This is a genomic window from Streptomyces sp. NPDC004752, assembly GCF_053601275.1.
Genome location: NZ_JBSGBN010000004.1, coordinates 66,148 through 83,952 on the forward strand (window position 1 = coordinate 66,148; position 17,805 = coordinate 83,952).

The following is a 17,805-nucleotide window of genomic DNA, read 5'->3' on the forward strand; positions in this document are numbered from 1 at the left end:
GCGCCCGGTACCCCGCTGCCTGGACGGCGGGGGTAAGGGGCCACCGCCTAACCAGGCGGTGCCGCCTTCCGCGTACCCCACCTGCTGCGCTCATCAGCTCAGGATGAGAAGGGCATCCCAGGCGACGGTGCCCGTGATGGGCAGTAAGCCCAGCTTCCTGGCGTGAGGACGGCACGGTCGCCGTCGCTCTGCCGACGCGCCGTATCCGGCCCATGTGGTGAAGCGCAGCGGCTGGTGTCGGGTGAGGGACGCGGTGATGCCCGCCAGGAGGATGCATGCCGTGATGAGTGGCGCGAGGAGGGAATCCGCGGAGCCGTCCGCGCTGTCGGCCTCGTGATGACCGAGTTGGACAGCGTCGCCCGGGGAGATCGGCTCATCGCAGAGTTCACCGTCCTGCTCAGGCCGCCGCAGGTTCGCACCACACGTATTTCCCCCGCTCCCGGAATCGGGCCGAGGGCCGCCAGCCCCAGTAGTCGGCGCAGGCCGTCACCAGGGCGAGCCCCCGCCCTTCCTCCAACTCGGTGGTTCTCTGTGGCAGTCGTTGATCACCAAAGCCGAGCGAGAGCTGACGTTCGGCGGTTACACCAACTACTTCCTGTGGCTCGAACAAGCCCGATTTGGCGCGGCGTTGAGACGCAAGGCCGCCCAGGGCTGCCGGGTGCGCTTCCTCCTCGGAGATCCTGACTGCGGTCTCACACGGTCCCGCGAGCAGGACGAAGCCGCCGCGCTCACGCTGTCGACCCGCATCCGTGTGACGCTCTCTGAGTTGGAGAAGATCAGAAGCCAGTCGGGCATCGACGCGAAGTACAGCGACGGACACGCGTACCTGTCCGTGTTCCGCTTCGATGACGACATGATCGTTACGCCCTTGCTGACGCACAGCGTCGGGCACGATGCCCCCACCCTGCATCTACGCCGTCACCAGGACGACGGCATGTTCGATCGCTTCGCTTCGCACGTCGAGGAACTATGGAGGCGGGGCACCCCGGTATGGGAACAGGACGGTCATGAGTAGGCACGATTACGAGGACGACCCGAATGCCCCGGCCGCGAACAGCCTGGTTCCGGCCGCTTCCACAATCGTTGTCGACGACTCCGGGCGACTCCTGCTCCAGCGTCGGCGCGACAACGACATGTGGGCGCTCCCTGGTGGCGCCATGCACATCGGCGAGTCATTGCCGGACTGCGCCATTCGGGAGACCCGCGAAGAAACTGGGCTCGATGTCGAGATCACCGGCATCGTCGGGACCTGCACCAACCCCCGTCACGTCTTCGCCTACGACGATGGCGAGGTACGGCAAGAGTTCTCCGTCTGCTTCCTGGCTCGCCCAGTTGCCGGGGAACTGGCCGTGTCCGAGGAATCCACCGATGTCCGCTGGTTCGAGCCCGCAGAGGTTGACGGGCTGCCCATGGTCGCCAGCATTCGAAAGAGGGTGAACGACTGGCGCGACGGCGCCATGCCCGCCACCCGATAGTCGCCACGCCGCCCCTTGACCCCCGTCGTGGGGCCGGGTATGCCGCCTTGGATGTCGCCGAGTACCTGCTGCTCCAGCCCTGCCTGGTCCAGCGCCCTCGGCTGGGTGACCGAGATGCCGGTGTTCAGCACCTTGACCGTAACCTCCACCGCGCAGCCGGCGACCACGCGCGGCCGCTCAGGCCAAGCTCACCGCTCAGGCGAAGCTCACTGTTGCCAGGCGGTGGACGTCCTTTGCTGTGCCGGTGACGCCGGACAGGAAGCCCTGGGCGCGGGGGGAGGCGTGGTCCGTGAGCCAGGTGGGGTCGATGTCGCAGACGGCGATCCGGACGCCGGTGCCGGCCAGCGCCAGCGGGAGGGTGTGGACGACCGTGGACGGGAAGCTCAGGATCGTGCGTCCGATCGGGCCGCGGCGGGCGATCAGCTCCAGCGGGAGCTCGGGGCGGACGATCTCCAGGCCGGTCTCGGTCGCGAGCCGGTGGAGTTTGTCCGTGCTCTCGCGACGGTGCGCGAAGTAGCGGGCGGCGCCGTGCGCCTTGGCGAGGCCGCGGACGGCCTCCAGATAGTGGTCGCCGTCCACGACGCCGGTCTCCACCAGCGATGTCCCGACCATGTCGGCGCCCTTGGTGATGCGCGGCGGGCCGAACCTGGACCGGGTCCAGCCGAAGTCGTTGGCGGTGACGGTGACCCCGTCCGGGGTCTCCTCGACCGGCATGGAGGAGAACACCTCCACCCGGCGGCGGGCGCTCGGCGTCAGCCGGCGCCGGGCCGAGGAGGAGACCGGGGCGAACAGCAGGTCGCGCGGCCCCGGCCGGCCGCCCTTGCGGTGCCAGCGCACCAGCCGCTCGCCGCGCGCGAGTTGGGCGACGAACTCCATCGTCGCCGTGCCGTCGTCGACCACGACCAGGTCGCGCGCCCTGGTGATGGTCAGCAGCAGCTGTACGTAGCGGGAGAACGGGTCTCCCATGACGATCCGGTCCGCCCGGCGCAGCGCCCCGGCGAGGCCGCCGATGGTCTGGAAGGGCGCGGTCGTACCGCCCCGCGCCTCCTCCCAGCGCACCTCGTACCCCTCGTCCCGGGCCAGGTCCGCCATGCGCCGCAGCTGTCCGCGGGTCATAGGGTCGGTCGGGGACAGGACGACGACCGTCAGCTCCGCGCCGGTCGGCGCCGGGGCGCTGCCGTCCGCGGTGCGCCGCACCTGGGACGGCACGGACGGCACGGATGTCGGCGCCCCCTCGTCGGACGCCGACGCCGCGCCGGACGCCTGCGCCCCGGGCACTCCGCGCAGGGCATGGGTGTGCGCCCACTCCAGTACGTTCAGCAGTTGTACCGGGCTCTCGACGAAGGCGAGGGTGCGGAGGCTGGGGCCGGCGTTACCGGCGCGGCGGTTCATCGACGTACGACCGTCCCGTGAGGCTGTCGGCAGGGGACCATGGCGGACTCGGGCGGTGTCAGACCGTGACCGGCTCGCCCGCCGCCGCGGCGATCTCCGCCTCGGCGACGGCGCCGGCGACCCGGCGCAGCTTCTTCATCGGGCCCAGCTCGGAGTCGTAGACCTTCTTGACGCCGTCGCCGAGCGATGCCTCGATGATCCGGATGTCGCGCACCAGGCGCACCAGGCCCTGCGGCTCCACCGAGGCGGCCTGGTCCGAACCCCACATGGCGCGGTCCAGGGTGATGTGGCGCTCGACGAAGGTGGCGCCGAGGGCGACGGCGGCCAGCGTGGTCTGCAGGCCGGTCTCGTGGCCGGAGTAGCCGATCGGGACGTTCGGGTACTCCTGCTGCAGCGTGTTGATCACGCGCAGGTTCAGCTCCTCGGCCTTGGCCGGGTAGGTGGAGGTGGCGTGGCAGAGCAGGATGTTGTCCGAGCCCAGGACCTCGACCGCGTGGCGGATCTGCTTCGGGGTCGACATACCGGTGGAGAGGATGATCGTGCGGCCGGTGGCGCGCAGGGCGCGCAGCAGCTCGTCGTCCGTGAGGGAGGCGGAGGCGACCTTGTGGGCCGGGACGTCGAACTTCTCCAGGAAGGCGACGGCCTCGGTGTCCCACGGGGACGCGAACCAGTCGATGCCCTTCTCCTTGCAGTACTCGTCGATCTTGCGGTAGTCGTCCTCGCCGAACTCCACGCGGTGGCGGTAGTCGATGTAGGTCATCCGGCCCCAGGGCGTGTCACGCTCGATGTCCCACTGGTCGCGCGGGGTGCAGATCTCCGGGGTGCGCTTCTGGAACTTGACGGCGTCGCAGCCGGCCTCGGCGGCGACGTCGATCAGCTTGAAGGCGTTGTCGAGGTCACCGTTGTGGTTGATGCCGATCTCGCCGGTGATGTAGACGGGGCGGCCGGGGCCGGCCTCACGCGAACCGAAGGTACGGAGGCGGGAGTTGGTGCTCATCAGGGCATGTCCTTACTTGGTGAGGGAATCGAGAGAGGGGCCGAGGATCCAGCTGGCGATCTCTCGGATGGCGCCGTCGCCGCCGGGGACGGTGGTGACTGCGCGTGCGGCGCCGCGCACGACGTCGTGGGCGCTCGCGACCGCCACGGGCCAGCCCACGAGGGCGAAGCACGGGAGGTCATTGACGTCGTTGCCGACGTAGAGCACGCGCTCCGGCGCGATGCCCTGCTCCTCGCACCACTGCTTGAGGGCGAGGTCCTTCCGGTCGATGCCGTGCAGCACCGGGATCCGCAGCTTCCGGGCCCGGGCGGCGACGACCGGGTTCTGTTCCGAGGACAGGATCAGCATCTTCAGGCCGGTCTTGCGCAGCGCGGCGATGCCGAGTCCGTCCCCGCGGTGCACGGAGACGAACTCCCGTCCGTCGGCGTCGATCAGCACCCGGTCGTCGGTCTGGGTGCCGTCGAAGTCGAGGACGACCGCGTCGATGTCGTCCGCGGTCGGGAGGGCGCCCGGCCGCTCCGCGTCGAACAGCGGGGCGAGGGCCCGGGCGCGGGCGAGGTCGTGCGGGTCGTCGATCTCCAGGACCCGGGCCGGGTCGGTGCGGACCAGTTCGGTGCGGCCGAAGAAGCGGTGCTGGTGCTCACGGAACCCGGTGGCGTCCATGGCGTAGGCGACGCCGGTCTCCAGCAGGTCCTGGGGGCGGTCCTGGCGACGCGGGCGGAACGACTTGTCGTGGTTGACGCCGTAACCGCCCCGGGTGGCGGTCGGGTCGGTGACGCGGGTGGCGGTGGCGTCGGTGACCCGGGGGGCGCCGCCGGCGGCCTGCTCGTGGGCGGGTGCCACGGCGACCGGGTCGTCGCCCGCGTCGCGCCAGACGAAGCCGTGGAAGGGGGCCGCCGTCAGCGCGGTGTCGGCGCCGTTGTCGAGGACGGCCGCCGCGACCCCGTCGAGGTCCTCGCGGATCAGGAACGGGCTGGTGCACTGCACGAGCAGGACGACGTCCACGGTGTGGCCGTGCAGCGCCTCGTGGGCGTCCATGGCGTGCAGCACGGCGGCCTCGGAGGTGGCGGTGTCGCCGGCGATGGCGGCGGGCCGCAGCACGACCTCGGCCCCGGCCTGCCGGGCGGCCGCCGCGATGGCCTGGTCGTCGGTGGACACGACGACGTCGGTGACCAGCCGGGCGGCCCGGCACTCGTGCACCGCGCGGGCCACCAGCGGTACGCCGCCGACGGGGGCGAGGTTCTTGGCGGGCACGCCCTTGGAGCCGCCGCGCGCGGGGATCACGGCGAGCACTCGGCGCACCGAAGTACCCTGGCCCGCTTGGGAGTTGGACATGGAATCTCCTCCTTGACGCGGGATCCGGTCGCTTTGACGCGGGCTCCGGTCGCTCACAGCTCTCCCATTCGTCGGATCACGGGTGCCACCCGCTGGACGCCGTGGCGGTAGGCGCCGCGCGCCGCCCGGCGCACGATCTGGCGGACCGGGCCCGGCGCCTTGTCGGCGGCGGGCGCGCCGGGCAGCGGGGAGCCGTCCGGGCCGAGGTGGTGGCGGGCGAGGATCCCCGGCAGATAGCCGGGCGCGGTCTCGGTCGTGTAGTAGGGGTTCAGGGGCGGCAGTCCGCCGGGCCGGTCCAGCAGCCGGGTGATGCGGTGCCGGGCGGTGTCGAAGGCCGTGTCGTAGCTGCCGTCGGCGGCGACGCCCTGCCGGGCCACCCACTCGGGCTCGGGCTCGGGACGGTGACCGGCGTCCAGCTGGTTCCAGGAGGCGAGGCAGCCGGATCCGACGAAGTGGTGGTTGCCGAGCACCTCGCGGACCCCTAGGTCGGTCAGCACGACCGTGGGGATGCGGCGGTGCAGCGCCTCCAGCGCGGCCGTCGAGCTGACGGTGACGAGCAGGTCGGTGCGGTCGAGGACCTCGCCCATGTGCCCGTACACCAGGCGGAAGTTGGCGGGCAGCTCACGGCTCTGCGCCAGCTTCTGGTAGGGCAGTTCCTCGATGTGCGTGGTGTGCTCGCCGGGCCGGGAGCGCAGCTTCAGCAGCACCTCGCGGTCGGGGAACGCCCGCGCGTGCCGGATCAGCCGGTCGAGCAGATACGTACGGTCCTTGCGGCTCAGCGGGACCGAGGGCTGGGCCGCGAACACCACGGTGTAGGGCCTGCCGTCCGGCTCGGTGACGGGCGCGGGCTCGCCGGGGTAGGGCGCGCCGCCGAGGAACGGCAGTGCCACCTCGGTCACACCGGAGGCGTCGGCGCCCACGCCCTCGTACACGTCGCGGAAGCGGTCCGCGTCCTGGCGGGAGTTGGCGAGGACGAGGTCCGCGCCGTGCCGCAGCAGCAGGCCGTCGGCGAGCTTCTCGTAGACGACGCCGACGTAGCCGGTGACGACGGCGGGCCGCTCGGTGCGGTCCTCCCAGACCCGCTTCAGGCCGTGCAGCATGGCCTGGACGCCGCCGCCCACGAGGGCGAGGACGAGGACGTCGTACGACTCGTCGTTCATGGCGCGCAGGAATTCGACGGCGGTCACCTCGCGCAGCGAGTCGGCGTGTACGCCGACCTCGCGCAGCTGGCGGGCGGTGGGGGTGGCGCGGCCCCGCAGCAGATAGCCGTCGAGCCGGATGCCCGACTCGGCGGGCTCGGCCCGGCCGCCGCCGGCGAGGCGGCTCGCGGTGAGGGCGCCCCACTTCCACCGGGTGTCGGAATCCGCGAGCACGGCGACCCGCAGGGGCTTCGTTGCACTTACTGGCACACCGAAGACGCTAGGAAGGCATTCCTAGGTTCCGCCCAACCTGACGACAACAAACGGTTAACAGCACATCGACGGATGGCGAACCAGGCCGGGAACCGGCGGGAAAAGATCCCGGTTCACCGCTTCGACACATGTCGTTCACCCGACATCAAGGCGGTGGTCAAGACGAATGACGGACCCCGCCCTAACGTCCCCTGTGTGGTCAAGCTCTCCGTCATCGTGCCGTTCTACAACGTCCAGCAATACGCGCCGGACACGCTCAGAAGCCTGCGTGCGAACGCCCGTGAGGACTTCGAATTCATTCTCGTCGACGACTGCTCGAACGACGGGACGCCAGAGATCCTCGCGCGCGCGGAGCGCGAACTGCCAGGCGCGGTACATGTCAGACATGACAAGAACGGGGGGCTGGCGACCGCGCGCAACACCGGTATCGACCGGGCCCGCGGCGAGTACCTGACATTCCTGGACGGCGACGACTGGCTCGCCCCCGGCTACTACTCCCAGCTCGTCGCCGCCCTGGACGAGCTGGGCTGCGACTTCCTGCGCACCGATCATGTGCAGTGCACGGCGCGGGCGCGCACCGTGCAGCGGGTGCCGGACGGCCGCCGCAACGTGGTGCTGCGCCCTCGCGACGCCATCCTGCCCACCCACCGGACCACGTCCGTCGACTACGCCATGGCCTGGGCGGGCATCTACCACCGCCGGCTGGTCGACCGCGGTCTGCTGCACTTCACCGACGGGCTGCGCACGGCCGAGGACCGGCCGTGGATCTGGAAGCTGCACCGCGAGGCGGAGTCGTTCGCGGTGAGCAGCCTGCTCGGCGTCTTCTACCGGCGCGGGGTCGCCTCGTCGCTGACGCAGATCGGGGACGCCCGGCAGCTCGACTTCATCCGCGCGTTCGACCAGGTGATCGAGGACACGGCCGGGGACGCCGAGGCGGCGGCGCTGCTGCCGAAGGCCGTGCGCACCTACTGCGCCATCATTTCCCATCATCTCGGTTCCATCGAAAGGTTCGAGGCTCCCGTGGCCCGGAAACTGAAGGTAATGAGTGCCGCCGCACTGCGGCGGATGCCGCAGGACGTGCTCGACGACGCGCTGGCCTCGATGGACGCCGAGCGGGCCACGCGACTGCGCCGGCTGCGCCGCCGTGCCGCGTCGGGCGCGGAGGTGGCCGCGTGACCACGCAGATCTTCATGGTGTCGACGCTGTACGGCACCGCGACGCTGGCCGCCGCCCTGGACTCGGGCTGCTTCCCGTCGGCCGACCGGCGCATCCTGCTGGTGGCCAACAACGCGGCGACGCCGGAGACGACACCGGCCGTGGACGAGATGCCCGGGTTCGATCGGCTGCGCGGCCGGTTCGACGAGGTGCTGTCGTGGAACGAGGCCATCTCCCCCTTTCATCCCGCGGGCTGGGCGCCGCGCACGGAGGACCTCCCCCTGTGGGAGCGGTATCTGCGGCTGGCCTGGCGGCTGGGGGACGACGATGTGGCGTTCGCCATGGAATCGATCCAGGTCAATCCGTCGCTCGGCGTGGCGCAGATCTTCACCGACGCTCCGGTCACCGTGTACGCGGACGGACTGATGAGCTACGGCCCCACCCGTTCCAAGATCGACCCGCTGGTCGGCACGCGGGTGGAGCGGCTGCTCCATCTCGATCTGGTGCCGGGACTGCGGCCGCTGCTGCTGAGCGAGTTCGACGTCCCGGCGGAGCTGGTGCCGACCACGGCGTTCACCAAGGTGCTGGCCGAACTGGCGGACACCGGAGCGGGGCTGCCGGACGTCGAGGAGCCCGCCCTGCTGCTGGGCCAGTATCTGTCGGCCCTGGGCATCCTCTCCGGGGACGAGGAGGAGGACCTGCACGTACGGATGCTGAAGGGCGCCGTCGGTCTCGGCCACACCCGGGTGGTGTTCAAGCCGCACCCCACGGCACCGGCCCGCTTCGCCCGCACCCTGGAGCAGGAGGCCGAGAAGCTGGGCGTGGACCTCACGGTCCTGGACACGCCGGTACTGGCCGAGGTGCTGTACCAGCGGATGCGCCCGGCGCTGGTCGTCGGCTGCTTCTCCACGGCCCTGTTCACCGCGTCCGCGCTGTACGGCCTGCCGGTGGCCCGGGTGGGCACCAAGACCCTGCTGGACCGGCTGACACCGTACGAGAACAGCAACCGCGTCCCCGTCACCATCGTGGACGCGCTGCTGCCGGATCCGTCCGACGCCGCTGCGGTCACCGAGAGGCGGCACGGCATGGACTCCGACACCCTCGGCCGGCTGGTGCGGGCCGTCGGCTTCGCGATGCAGCCCAAGATCCTGCCGGAGCTGCGGCCGGCGGCCGAGGAGTATCTGCGCGGCAGCCTGAACGCCGATACCTGGCGGTACTTCAAGAGGCGGCGGCTCACCTCGCTGGGGCTGCCCGGTGGCATCCCGGAGCGCCTGGCGTTCCTGCCGAGGAACGCCACCGCGCGCAAGATGGTGCGACGGGCGCGGGCGATCCGGCGCTCGATCAAGAGATGAACCGACCCGCCACCGGAACGGCAGCGCGGCGGCCGTACGGCAGGACGGCGGCCGTACGACAGCACGGTGACCGTACGGCCGCGCCGGCCGGCGGGGCAGCGGTCGTCGGCGCACCGTCGGCCCCGGATCAGGCAAGCGGCCCATGGACTCCGGCGCGGAACTCCGGGTGACCTTCAGCACAACACCAGGCATCAAGTGTTCACCTCGGGTACGAACGGAATTAACTCATCCGAACCCAGGTCGACACCGGCCTCGCCAGGGTGGGTACGTAGCCTGTTCAGAGCCACTTCTGATCTTCACCTTTCGAATGTGAGAGGCCCGCGTGCCGAAACTGTCCGTCGTCGTCCCCATGCACAATGTGGGAGCCTTCGCCAACAGCACTCTGCGAAGTCTCGCCAACAACGCGGACCCCGACTTCGAGTTCCTTCTCGTCGACGACTGCTCCACGGACTCCACACCGTGGATCATCGACCACTGGGCGGAGAAGCTGCCGGGCGCCAAGGTGATCCGGCACGAGAAGAACATGGGCATAGCGCAGGCACGCAACAGCGGTATCGACGAGGCGGCCGGCGAATTCATCACATTCCTCGACGGCGACGACTGGTACGGACCGGGCCATCTGCCCGAACTCGTGTCCATGATCGAGGAGTTGGGCTGCGACTTCGCCCGCACCGACCATATCCAGGCCACCGGCACCAAGCGGGTCATCCGGCGCCCTCCGGCCCCGGAGCGCAACGCCGTGATGGATCCGCGCGACGGGATAGCACCGCCCCACATGGAGACGATGGTCGACTACCCCTTCGTCTGGGCGGGGATCTACCGCCGGCATCTGTTCGACGACGGCGGGATGCGGTTCGTGACCGAACTCCGTACGGCCGAGGACCGGCTGTGGATCTGGCGCCTGCATCTGAAGGCCAAGTCGTACGCGTCCCTCGGCCTGAACGGGGTGTTCTACCGGCGGGGCGTCACGACCTCGCTCACCCAGGTCAAGGACGACCGTCAACTGGACTTCATCCCGGCCTACGACACGCTGCTGCGGGACGTGCTGGCCGACCCGGAGACCGATCGATTCCTCCCCAAGGCCGTGCGGACCTACTGCGCCATGATCGCCTTCCATATCGGCAAGGTGAACGAGTACGAGCCCACGGCGGCCAAGCGGCTGCGGCGCGAGGCGCGGGCCGCCCTCCTGGGCATGCCCCAGCAGACGCTGGAGGAGACCCTCACCACCATCGACAGCACTCGGAGCAGGTTGCTCAGACGCCTGCGTGACGGGCGGAAGGCTGCTTGATCCATGCACCGCAAGACTCAGATCTTCCAGGTCTCGACCCTGTACGGAGCGGCCACCCTGGCCGCGGCGCTCGACGCGGGCCTGTTCGGACCGCACGACGGCGTCCGGCGCATCCTGCTGGTGTCCAACAACGCCGCGATACCGGAGACGGCGGTGCGCCTCGATGAGATGTACGGATACGAGCGCATAGCCGGACGGTTCGACTCGGTCGTCAGCTGGAACGAGACCATCCGCCCGTACCACCCCGGCGCCTGGGGCCCGCGGAGCGAGGACACGACGATATGGCAGCGGGCGTTCCGTCTCGCCTGGGGCCTGGACGCACGGGAACCGGTCGAGGTCGCCGTCGAGTCGATCCAGGCCAACCCGGGCCGCGCGCTGGCGGCGGTCTTCTCGGAAAGCGCCGTCCACGTCTACGCCGACGGTCTCATGAGCTACGGCCCGACCCGGGAGAGGCTGCCCCTGACCATCGGGCGCCGCATCCGGCGGCTGCTCCACCTCGACCTGATACCCGGCCTGCGGCCGATGCTGCTGTCCGAGTTCGACGTGCGGCCCGAGATCGTCCCGGACGGGGCGTTCCGCGGCGTACTCGACGAGATAGCGCGGGACGCCGCGGACGACCCGCTGCTGAAGTCCGTCCTGGCGGAGAAGCCGACGGCCGTGCTCCTGGGCCAGTACCTGGCGGCGATCAACATCCTCAGCCCGGAGGAGGAGGAAGACCTCCACGTCCGCATGCTCACCGGCGCCGCGCGCGCCGGGCACCGGTCCGTGGTCTTCAAGCCCCACCCCACGGCCCCCGCCAGCTACTCGGCGGCGCTGAGCAAGGCGGCGGCCGACGCGGACATCCGGCTCACCGTACTGAACTCGCCCCTGCTGGCCGAGACGCTGTACCACCACGGCGGTCCCGAACTCGTCGTCGGCTGTTTCTCCACGGCGATGACCACCGCCTCCGCCTACTACGGCGTACCCGTCGCCCGGGTGGGGACCGCTCTGGTGATGGGGCGCCTCACTCCCTACCCGAACAGCAACCGCGTGCCGCTGGCCATCGTCGACCACCTGGTGCCCGACCTGGAGCGCGGACAGACCCCGGCCCTCGTCGGTACGGCCCCCGAGACGCTGTCGCCCCTGGTCCGCGCCATGGGCTTCTGTATGCAGCCCGATATGCACGCGGACCTGCGGAAGCCGACGGTCGCCTGGTTGCAGAGCAATGCGGCCGCCGTCCCCGGTTACTACTTCCCCGAACTGCGCCTTGCCGAGTTGGGCCTTCCCGGCCACCCGCGGGCGCGCGCGAAGGTCAGGGTGCGCCAGGCCAGGCGCGCGGTGCGCAAGGCGGTGGGGCGCGGCACCCGGAAGTGACCCGACCGGACCACAGACTTCCGGAGCAGAACTAGCCTGTCCCCGAACCGCGAGCCGCATCACTCTCACTCGACTTCCGACGAATTGAGGTCTCCGGCATGAACAGCAGTTCCGTGCTTACCAGTTCAGCTTCCCGACGTTTGTTGCGTCCGATCGCCGACCTCATCGACCAGCGCATCGAGCGGCGGATCCGTTCGTCGGCGGCCCGGGACGCCGCGGAGCGGGAGAAACTCCGCGACGCCATCGAGTCGTTGAAGCAGCGGCAGCTCACCGTCGACCTGCTGCTCGACGAGCGTGGCCGGGGCCTTTCGCGGATCGTCAGCCCCGGTCCGCTGAACCGCCTGCAGTCGGAGGTGGCGGAGCTGGCCGGGAACCGGAAGGTCGCGGTCCGCAATGTCGCCACCGCGTTCCGGCTGCTGATCGCGCTGGAGTCGCTCGGGGTCGGCCGGATCGCCGGCGGCACCATGAACATCTGCGGCAAGCTGGGGACGATTCCCCTGCTCGATCCGCCGAACGACGAGATTCTTGAGATCGGCACGCTCTACGGCATGTTCTCCGCGGGGCTGATCCGGATGATGGAGCGCGACGGCCGCAGCCCGAACGTGACCATCGTGGACCCTTTCGCCGGCGTGCAGCTCCAGCCCGGCAACCCCGAGCGCCCCGACCCCTCCGGCGCCCCGGTCGATGAACACGCCGTCCGCACCAACCTCGCCTTGGCCGGCCCTGCGGGCGTGGCAGCCCGGATCCAGCGGGGCTACTCCGAGGACCCCGACACCCGCGCGGCCGTCTCGGACCGCCGCTACGGCGTGATCATCGTCGATGGCGACCACTCGGCCGAGGGCGTCGCCAAGGACCTCGAATGGGCGGAGGAGATCGCCGCGCCGGGCGCGATCATCGTCCTCGACGACTTCGGTGACCCCAAGTGGCCGGGCATCAAAGAGGCGTTGGACAAGCACCTCACGGGCGACACCCGCTTCACCTACCTCGGCAAGGCGGCGCTCTCGGCGTTCCTGCGGGCCTCCTGACCGCCGTCTGCACGGTATGCGCTCTATGCGCCGTCTACGCCGTATGTGCGCAGCCGCCTCCTGACCGCCGTACGCGCCGTCTGCGTACAGCCCCTCGAACGGCGTCCTGTCGGCCCGGGTCGCCGTGACGGGCGGGCCGACGGGCGGGTCCCGGGGCCGGATCGGCTCCGGGGCCGTACGACCGACGGGGAGCAGCGGACCGCCCTGCCCGAGTCCCCGTCGATTCGCCCAGGTGCGGGGTATGCGCTCCGTCATCCCGGGGACAGGAGTACGGCGAACCGCAAGGCGTCGCGCCCATCGGGTAGGCGTTCAGGATCATGGCGTTCCCCTCCCCCGCACTCGCCCCTTCCGACCCCGTTCCCCCCACCCCCGCACCGCCGCCCGGTCGCACAGCTCCCGATCGCACAGCTCCCGATCGCACCGTTCCCGGTGGCCGTCGCGATCGGCTGCCCGCCCTGGACGGGCTGCGGCTGCTGGCCGCGCTGATGGTCTGCCTCTACCACTTCGCCGGTCGCGGCGGTGACATCTCCCGCTCCTGGGGCCGGTCACCGGCCCGGGTCTTCCCGGACCTGTCCCAGGCGGCCGTGTACGGCTGTCTCGGTGTGCAGTTCTTCTTCGTCATCAGCGGCTTCGTGATCTGCATGAGTGGCTGGGGCCGCAGCCCGGGCGACTTCTTCCGGTCCCGCGTCGCCCGTCTCTACCCGGCGTACTGGGCGGCCGTGCTCCTGGTCGCCGGCGCCGCCCTCGTTCTGCCCGCCGTCCTGCACCCGCTGCGCCTCGACCAGATCCTGGTCAATCTGACGATGTTCCAGATGCCGACGGGCGTGCCCCGGGTGCTGGGGGTGTGCTGGACGCTGTGGGTCGAGGTCCGCTTCTACGCCCTGTTCGCGGTGTGCGTGGTGCTGCGCGGTGTCACCTACCGCCGGGTGGTGCTGTTCTGCTGTGTGTGGACGCTGGCCGCGGTGATCTGCAAGGGCGCCCGCACCGAGCTGACCGATCAGCTGGTCATGCCCGAGCACGCGCCGTTCTTCATCGGCGGGCTCGCGCTGTATCTGATCCACCGCTGCGGCGGAAATCCGACCCTGTGGGGCATCGTGGGCGTCTCCTGGCTGCTCGGCCAGGAGACCGTGACGACCGGGCTGTGGCGACCGGGCGCCGACGGCGACTTCCACCGCAGCCCCTATCTGATCCTGCTGCTGCTGACGCTCGGCTTCGCCGCCGTCGCGGCCGTGGCGCTGGGCTGGACACGGTGGGCCTCATGGCGCCGGCTGACCACGGCCGGGGCGCTGACGTACCCCTTCTACCTGGTCCACGAGCACCTGGGCTGGTGCGTCATCCGGGTGCTGCACCGCGGCCTCGGCCTGCCGCCGTGGCCGACGCTCGCGGTCACGGCGCTCGGCATGCTGGGCATCGCCTGGCTGATCCACCGCTGGGTGGAGCGGCCCCTCGCACCCCGGCTCAAGAAGGCGGGCACGGCTCGCGGCGACGCCCAGCCGGTGCCGTACCGCACCTCGATGCCCGCGATCAGCAGCTCCGGCCCCTCCTGACCAGGGGCGGCCCGGCCCGGGGGCGGGCGCCCGGCTAGCCGCTCGCCAGGGACAGCTTCACCGCGAAGCCGAGGAACAGGGCGCCCGCCGCCGAGGTCGCCGTCGCCGACAGCCGCTTGCGGCGGCGGAAGGCCGCCGCCAGCTTCGTACCGCCGAATATCAGCGCGCTGAGGTAGAGGAAGCTGGCCAGCTGGGCGAAGGTGCCGAGGACGACGAAGGACAGGGCCGGATAGGCATAGCCCGGGTCGACGAACTGCACGAAGAAGGCGACGAAGAACAGGATCGCCTTCGGGTTGAAGAGGCTGACGAGCAGGGCGCGGCGGAACGGCGGCTCCGCGGCGGCCGGGGCCGGGGCCGTCTCCTGCGCGGCCTGGTCCCGCCGGGTCCGCCACATGCCCCACGCGGCCCGCAGCAGCCCGACCGCCAGCCAGGTCAGATAGCCGGCGCCCGCGTACTTCACGATGCCGAACAGCACCGCGTTCGCCTTGAGCAGCGAGGCCACCCCCGCCGCGGACAGCGTCATCAGCACGGTGTCCCCGCACCAGACCCCGGCCGCGGCGGTGTAACCCGCCCGGATACCGCGGCGGGCGGCCACCGAGAGCACATACAGGGAGTTGGGGCCGGGCAGCAGGACGATCACGGCGAGGCCCGCCAGATAGGTGGGAAGGTCGACGACACCGAACATGGAAAGGAGTGTCGCACGGAGGTACGACACTCCCTCCCCGGTCGGCCTCCGACCCCGTGGTCTCAGCGGGCGTCCGACGGGACGTAGGTGCCCCACACCTCGCGCAGCGCGTCGCACACCTCGCCGACCGTCGCCCGGGCCCGCAGCGCCTCCCTCATCGGGTACAGGACGTTGTCGTCGCCCTCGGCCGTCTTCCGCAGCGCGGCCAGCGCCGAGCCCACTGCCCCCTGGTCCCGTCCGGCCCGCAGTGCCGCGAGCCGTTCGGCCTGCCGGGCCTCGATGGCGGGGTCGACGCGGAGGGGCTCGTACGGTTCCTCCGCGTCGAGCCGGAACCGGTTGACGCCCACGACGACCCGGTCGCCGGCGTCGGTCTCCTGGGCGATGCGGTAGGCGTTGCGCTCGATCTCGCCCTTCTGGAAGCCCCGCTCGATCGCGGCGACCGCGCCGCCGAACTCCGCCACCCGGCGCATCAGCTCAAGGGCGGCGCCCTCCACGTCGTCCGTCAGCCGCTCGACGGCGTAGGAACCGGCGAAGGGGTCGACGGTCGCCGTCACGTCCGTCTCGTACGCGAGCACCTGCTGGGTGCGCAGGGCCAGACGCGCGGACTTGTCGGTGGGCAGCGCGATCGCCTCGTCGAAGGAGTTGGTGTGCAGCGACTGGGTGCCGCCCAGCACGGCGGCCAGCGCCTGGACGGCGACCCGGACCAGGTTGACCTCCGGCTGCTGCGCCGTCAGCTGCACCCCGGCCGTCTGGGTGTGGAAACGCAACATCCACGACCTGGGGTTCTCGGCCCCGAACTCCTCCTTCATCACCCGCGCCCAGATCCGCCGCGCGGCCCGGAACTTGGCGACCTCCTCCAGCAGCGTCGTACGGGCGACGAAGAAGAACGACAGGCGCGGCGCGAAGTCGTCGACGTCCATGCCTGCCGCCACCGCGGCCCGCACGTACTCGATGCCGTCGGCCAGCGTGAAGGCGATCTCCTGCGCGGGGGACGCGCCCGCCTCGGCCATGTGGTAGCCGGAGATCGAGATGGTGTTCCACTTCGGCATCTCGGCCCGGCAGTAGCGGAAGGTGTCCGCGGTCAGCCGCAGCGACGGCTTGGGCGGGAAGATGTACGTACCCCGCGCGATGTACTCCTTCAGTACGTCGTTCTGGATCGTGCCGGTCAGCCGGTCGGCGCCAAGTCCCTGCTCCTCGGCCACCAGCTGGTACAGCAGCAACAGCGGGGCCGCCGGGGCGTTGATCGTCATCGAGGTGGAGACCCGGTCCAGCGGGATCCCGCCGAAGAGCAGCCGCATGTCGTCGACCGAGTCGATCGCCACCCCCACCTTGCCGACCTCGCCGTGCGCGATCGGCGCATCGGAGTCGTGGCCCATCTGGGTGGGCAGGTCGAAGGCGACGGACAGGCCCGTGGTGCCGTGCGCGATCAGCTGCCGGTAGCGGGCGTTCGACTCGGCCGCCGTACCGAAGCCCGCGTACTGGCGCATCGTCCAGGGACGGCCGGTGTACATCGTCGGGTACACGCCGCGGGTGAAGGGGTACGCGCCGGGTTCGCCCAGCTTCTCGGCCGGGTCCCAGCCCGCCAGCGCGGCAGGCCCGTAGACCGGCTCGACGGGCAGTCCGGACTCCGACTCATGCGCCATGGGTGCCTCCGCAGTACGTCGACCACTCCCCACCGGGTACTCACCACCATGCCTCCTAGTTCGGCGGCGGTCACCCGGGGAAACATCCCAGGCATGAGGTTCAGGGGGATCGAACGAATCGCTGGGCGGCCCGCCGCCGCGCTCGCCTCGGCCGCCGCGCTCGCCGTGCTCACCGCGCTCTGCGGGTGCACTGTGCAGCCCATGGACGCGGACGGGAAGAACCGCTCGCCGGTGCACATCCAGCCGTCGAGCACCCGTCAGCCAAGCACTCGACCGTCGAGCACCCGACTACCGAGCACCCGGCCGCCGGAACGGTCCGCGTCCGGCGGCGGTCCGCCGGCGCCCCGGCCCGCGCCCGCGGCGCCACACGTCCTGTGGTCCCGTGGCGACACCGGACCGGGCGTACGCGAACTGCAGGCCCGGCTGCGCCAGGTCGCCTGGCTGTTCGACGGGCCGACCGGGACCTACGACGATCTGACGGAGGAGGCGGTCAAGGGCTTCCAGGGCAAGCGCGGGCTGCCGCGGACCGGGCGGACGGACACGGTCACCTGGCAGCGGCTGCTCGGCATGACGCACCGGCCGGGCAGCTGGGACCTGTATCTGATGGGCGGTCAGCCGGCCGCCGCGCCCGACCCGCGCTGCCTGACCGGCCGGGTGCTGTGCATCGACAAGACCAGCCGGACACTGCGCTGGATGATCGCCGGGCGCACGGTGTCGACGATGCCGGTGCGGTTCGGCTCGCAATACACCCCGACCCGCGAGGGTGTGTTCCACATCTACTGGAAGTCACGGCACCATGTGTCGACGCTCTACGACTCCCCCATGCCGTACGCCATGTTCTTCAGCGGCGGCCAAGCGGTGCACTACTCGTACGACTTCGCGGCCCGGGGCTACGCGGGCGGCTCGCACGGCTGTGTCAACGTGCGCGACGAGACGGCGATCGCGTCCTTGTTCGCGCAGGTACGGACGGGTGACAAGGTCGTCGTCTCCTGGTGAGGCGCCGCTCACCGGAGCGCTGCGCTCAGCGGGGGGACGGGGAGAGACGGGGCGCGGGCGGGGGCCGGGGGGCCGGGGGCCCCCCCCCCCCCGGGGCCCCGCCCGGGGGTAAGGGGGGTACCCCCCCCCGGGGGGCCACCCCAGACCCAA

15 protein-coding genes and 1 pseudogene are annotated in these 17,805 nt (G+C 71.0%); 9 read left to right on the forward strand and 7 right to left on the reverse strand.

Annotated features, from left to right (window positions below; all coding sequences use genetic code 11):
- Window positions 1–397: 397 nt before the first annotated feature.
- Window positions 398–523 (reverse strand): annotated as a pseudogene (locus ACWEKM_RS03055) (ATP-binding protein); the annotation flags it as partial.
- Window positions 524–541: 18 nt separating this feature from the next.
- Here ACWEKM_RS03055 and ACWEKM_RS03060 point away from each other — a divergent pair.
- Window positions 542–1,015 carry a DUF5919 domain-containing protein gene (locus ACWEKM_RS03060; protein ID WP_451619399.1) on the forward strand — a complete coding sequence of 158 codons (474 nt, stop codon included), beginning with the start codon at window positions 542–544 and terminating at the stop codon, window positions 1,013–1,015.
- Complete coding sequence (locus ACWEKM_RS03065; RefSeq protein WP_451619400.1) at window positions 1,008–1,475, forward strand: NUDIX domain-containing protein; 468 nt, start codon at window positions 1,008–1,010, stop codon at window positions 1,473–1,475. Before ACWEKM_RS03060 ends, ACWEKM_RS03065 begins: the two co-directional genes overlap by 8 nt.
- A 195-nt stretch (window positions 1,476–1,670) precedes the next feature.
- Here the strand turns inward: ACWEKM_RS03065 and ACWEKM_RS03070 are convergent, their stop codons facing one another.
- From ACWEKM_RS03070 to ACWEKM_RS03085, 4 genes are read right to left on the reverse strand one after another with little or no spacing between them, the layout of a single operon-like run.
- Window positions 1,671–2,867, reverse strand: a complete 1,197-nt coding sequence (locus tag ACWEKM_RS03070; protein ID WP_451619401.1) for a hypothetical protein — start codon at window positions 2,865–2,867, stop codon at window positions 1,671–1,673.
- Between the two features lie 58 nt (window positions 2,868–2,925).
- Window positions 2,926–3,864, reverse strand: a complete 939-nt coding sequence (locus tag ACWEKM_RS03075; RefSeq protein WP_451619402.1) for an N-acetylneuraminate synthase family protein — start codon at window positions 3,862–3,864, stop codon at window positions 2,926–2,928.
- 12 nt (window positions 3,865–3,876) lie between these two features.
- Window positions 3,877–5,199, reverse strand: a complete 1,323-nt coding sequence (locus ACWEKM_RS03080) for a cytidylyltransferase domain-containing protein (RefSeq protein ID WP_451619403.1) — start codon at window positions 5,197–5,199, stop codon at window positions 3,877–3,879.
- Window positions 5,200–5,252: 53 nt separating this feature from the next.
- The gene (locus ACWEKM_RS03085; protein WP_451619404.1) at window positions 5,253–6,608 is read right to left on the reverse strand and encodes a DUF6716 putative glycosyltransferase; all 1,356 of its coding nucleotides are present in this window, start codon (window positions 6,606–6,608) and stop codon (window positions 5,253–5,255) included.
- Between the two features lie 198 nt (window positions 6,609–6,806).
- On the opposite strand from ACWEKM_RS03085, the gene ACWEKM_RS03090 reads away from it, so the two are divergent.
- The 6 genes from ACWEKM_RS03090 (at window position 6,807) to ACWEKM_RS03115 (ending at window position 14,331) form a co-directional block, all read left to right on the forward strand.
- Complete coding sequence (locus ACWEKM_RS03090; RefSeq protein ID WP_451619405.1) at window positions 6,807–7,787, forward strand: glycosyltransferase family 2 protein; 981 nt, start codon at window positions 6,807–6,809, stop codon at window positions 7,785–7,787.
- A complete protein-coding gene (locus ACWEKM_RS03095; RefSeq protein WP_451619406.1) occupies window positions 7,784–9,118 on the forward strand; it encodes an alpha-2,8-polysialyltransferase family protein in 1,335 nt (444 codons plus the stop codon). Before ACWEKM_RS03090 ends, ACWEKM_RS03095 begins: the two co-directional genes overlap by 4 nt.
- 322 nt (window positions 9,119–9,440) lie before the next feature.
- Complete coding sequence (locus ACWEKM_RS03100) at window positions 9,441–10,406, forward strand: glycosyltransferase family 2 protein (RefSeq protein WP_451619407.1); 966 nt, start codon at window positions 9,441–9,443, stop codon at window positions 10,404–10,406.
- 3 nt (window positions 10,407–10,409) lie between these two features.
- A complete protein-coding gene (locus ACWEKM_RS03105) occupies window positions 10,410–11,759 on the forward strand; it encodes a polysialyltransferase family glycosyltransferase (RefSeq protein ID WP_451619408.1) in 1,350 nt (449 codons plus the stop codon).
- A 98-nt stretch (window positions 11,760–11,857) separates the two neighbouring features.
- Window positions 11,858–12,784 (forward strand): class I SAM-dependent methyltransferase, encoded by a 927-nt coding sequence (locus ACWEKM_RS03110; RefSeq protein ID WP_451619409.1) that lies wholly within the window; start codon window positions 11,858–11,860, stop codon window positions 12,782–12,784.
- A 317-nt stretch (window positions 12,785–13,101) separates the two neighbouring features.
- A complete protein-coding gene (locus tag ACWEKM_RS03115) occupies window positions 13,102–14,331 on the forward strand; it encodes an acyltransferase family protein (RefSeq protein WP_451619410.1) in 1,230 nt (409 codons plus the stop codon).
- A gap of 34 nt (window positions 14,332–14,365) precedes the next feature.
- On the opposite strand, the gene leuE is transcribed toward ACWEKM_RS03115, so the two are convergent.
- Both leuE and ACWEKM_RS03125 read right to left on the reverse strand, forming a co-directional pair.
- Complete coding sequence (gene leuE, locus ACWEKM_RS03120; protein WP_451619411.1) at window positions 14,366–15,016, reverse strand: leucine efflux protein LeuE; 651 nt, start codon at window positions 15,014–15,016, stop codon at window positions 14,366–14,368.
- A gap of 62 nt (window positions 15,017–15,078) precedes the next feature.
- Complete coding sequence (locus ACWEKM_RS03125; protein WP_451619412.1) at window positions 15,079–16,659, reverse strand: acyl-CoA mutase large subunit family protein; 1,581 nt, start codon at window positions 16,657–16,659, stop codon at window positions 15,079–15,081.
- A gap of 93 nt (window positions 16,660–16,752) precedes the next feature.
- Between ACWEKM_RS03125 and ACWEKM_RS03130 the strand changes: the two genes are divergently transcribed.
- A complete protein-coding gene (locus ACWEKM_RS03130; RefSeq protein ID WP_451619413.1) occupies window positions 16,753–17,655 on the forward strand; it encodes a L,D-transpeptidase family protein in 903 nt (300 codons plus the stop codon).
- Window positions 17,656–17,805 lie beyond the last annotated feature (150 nt).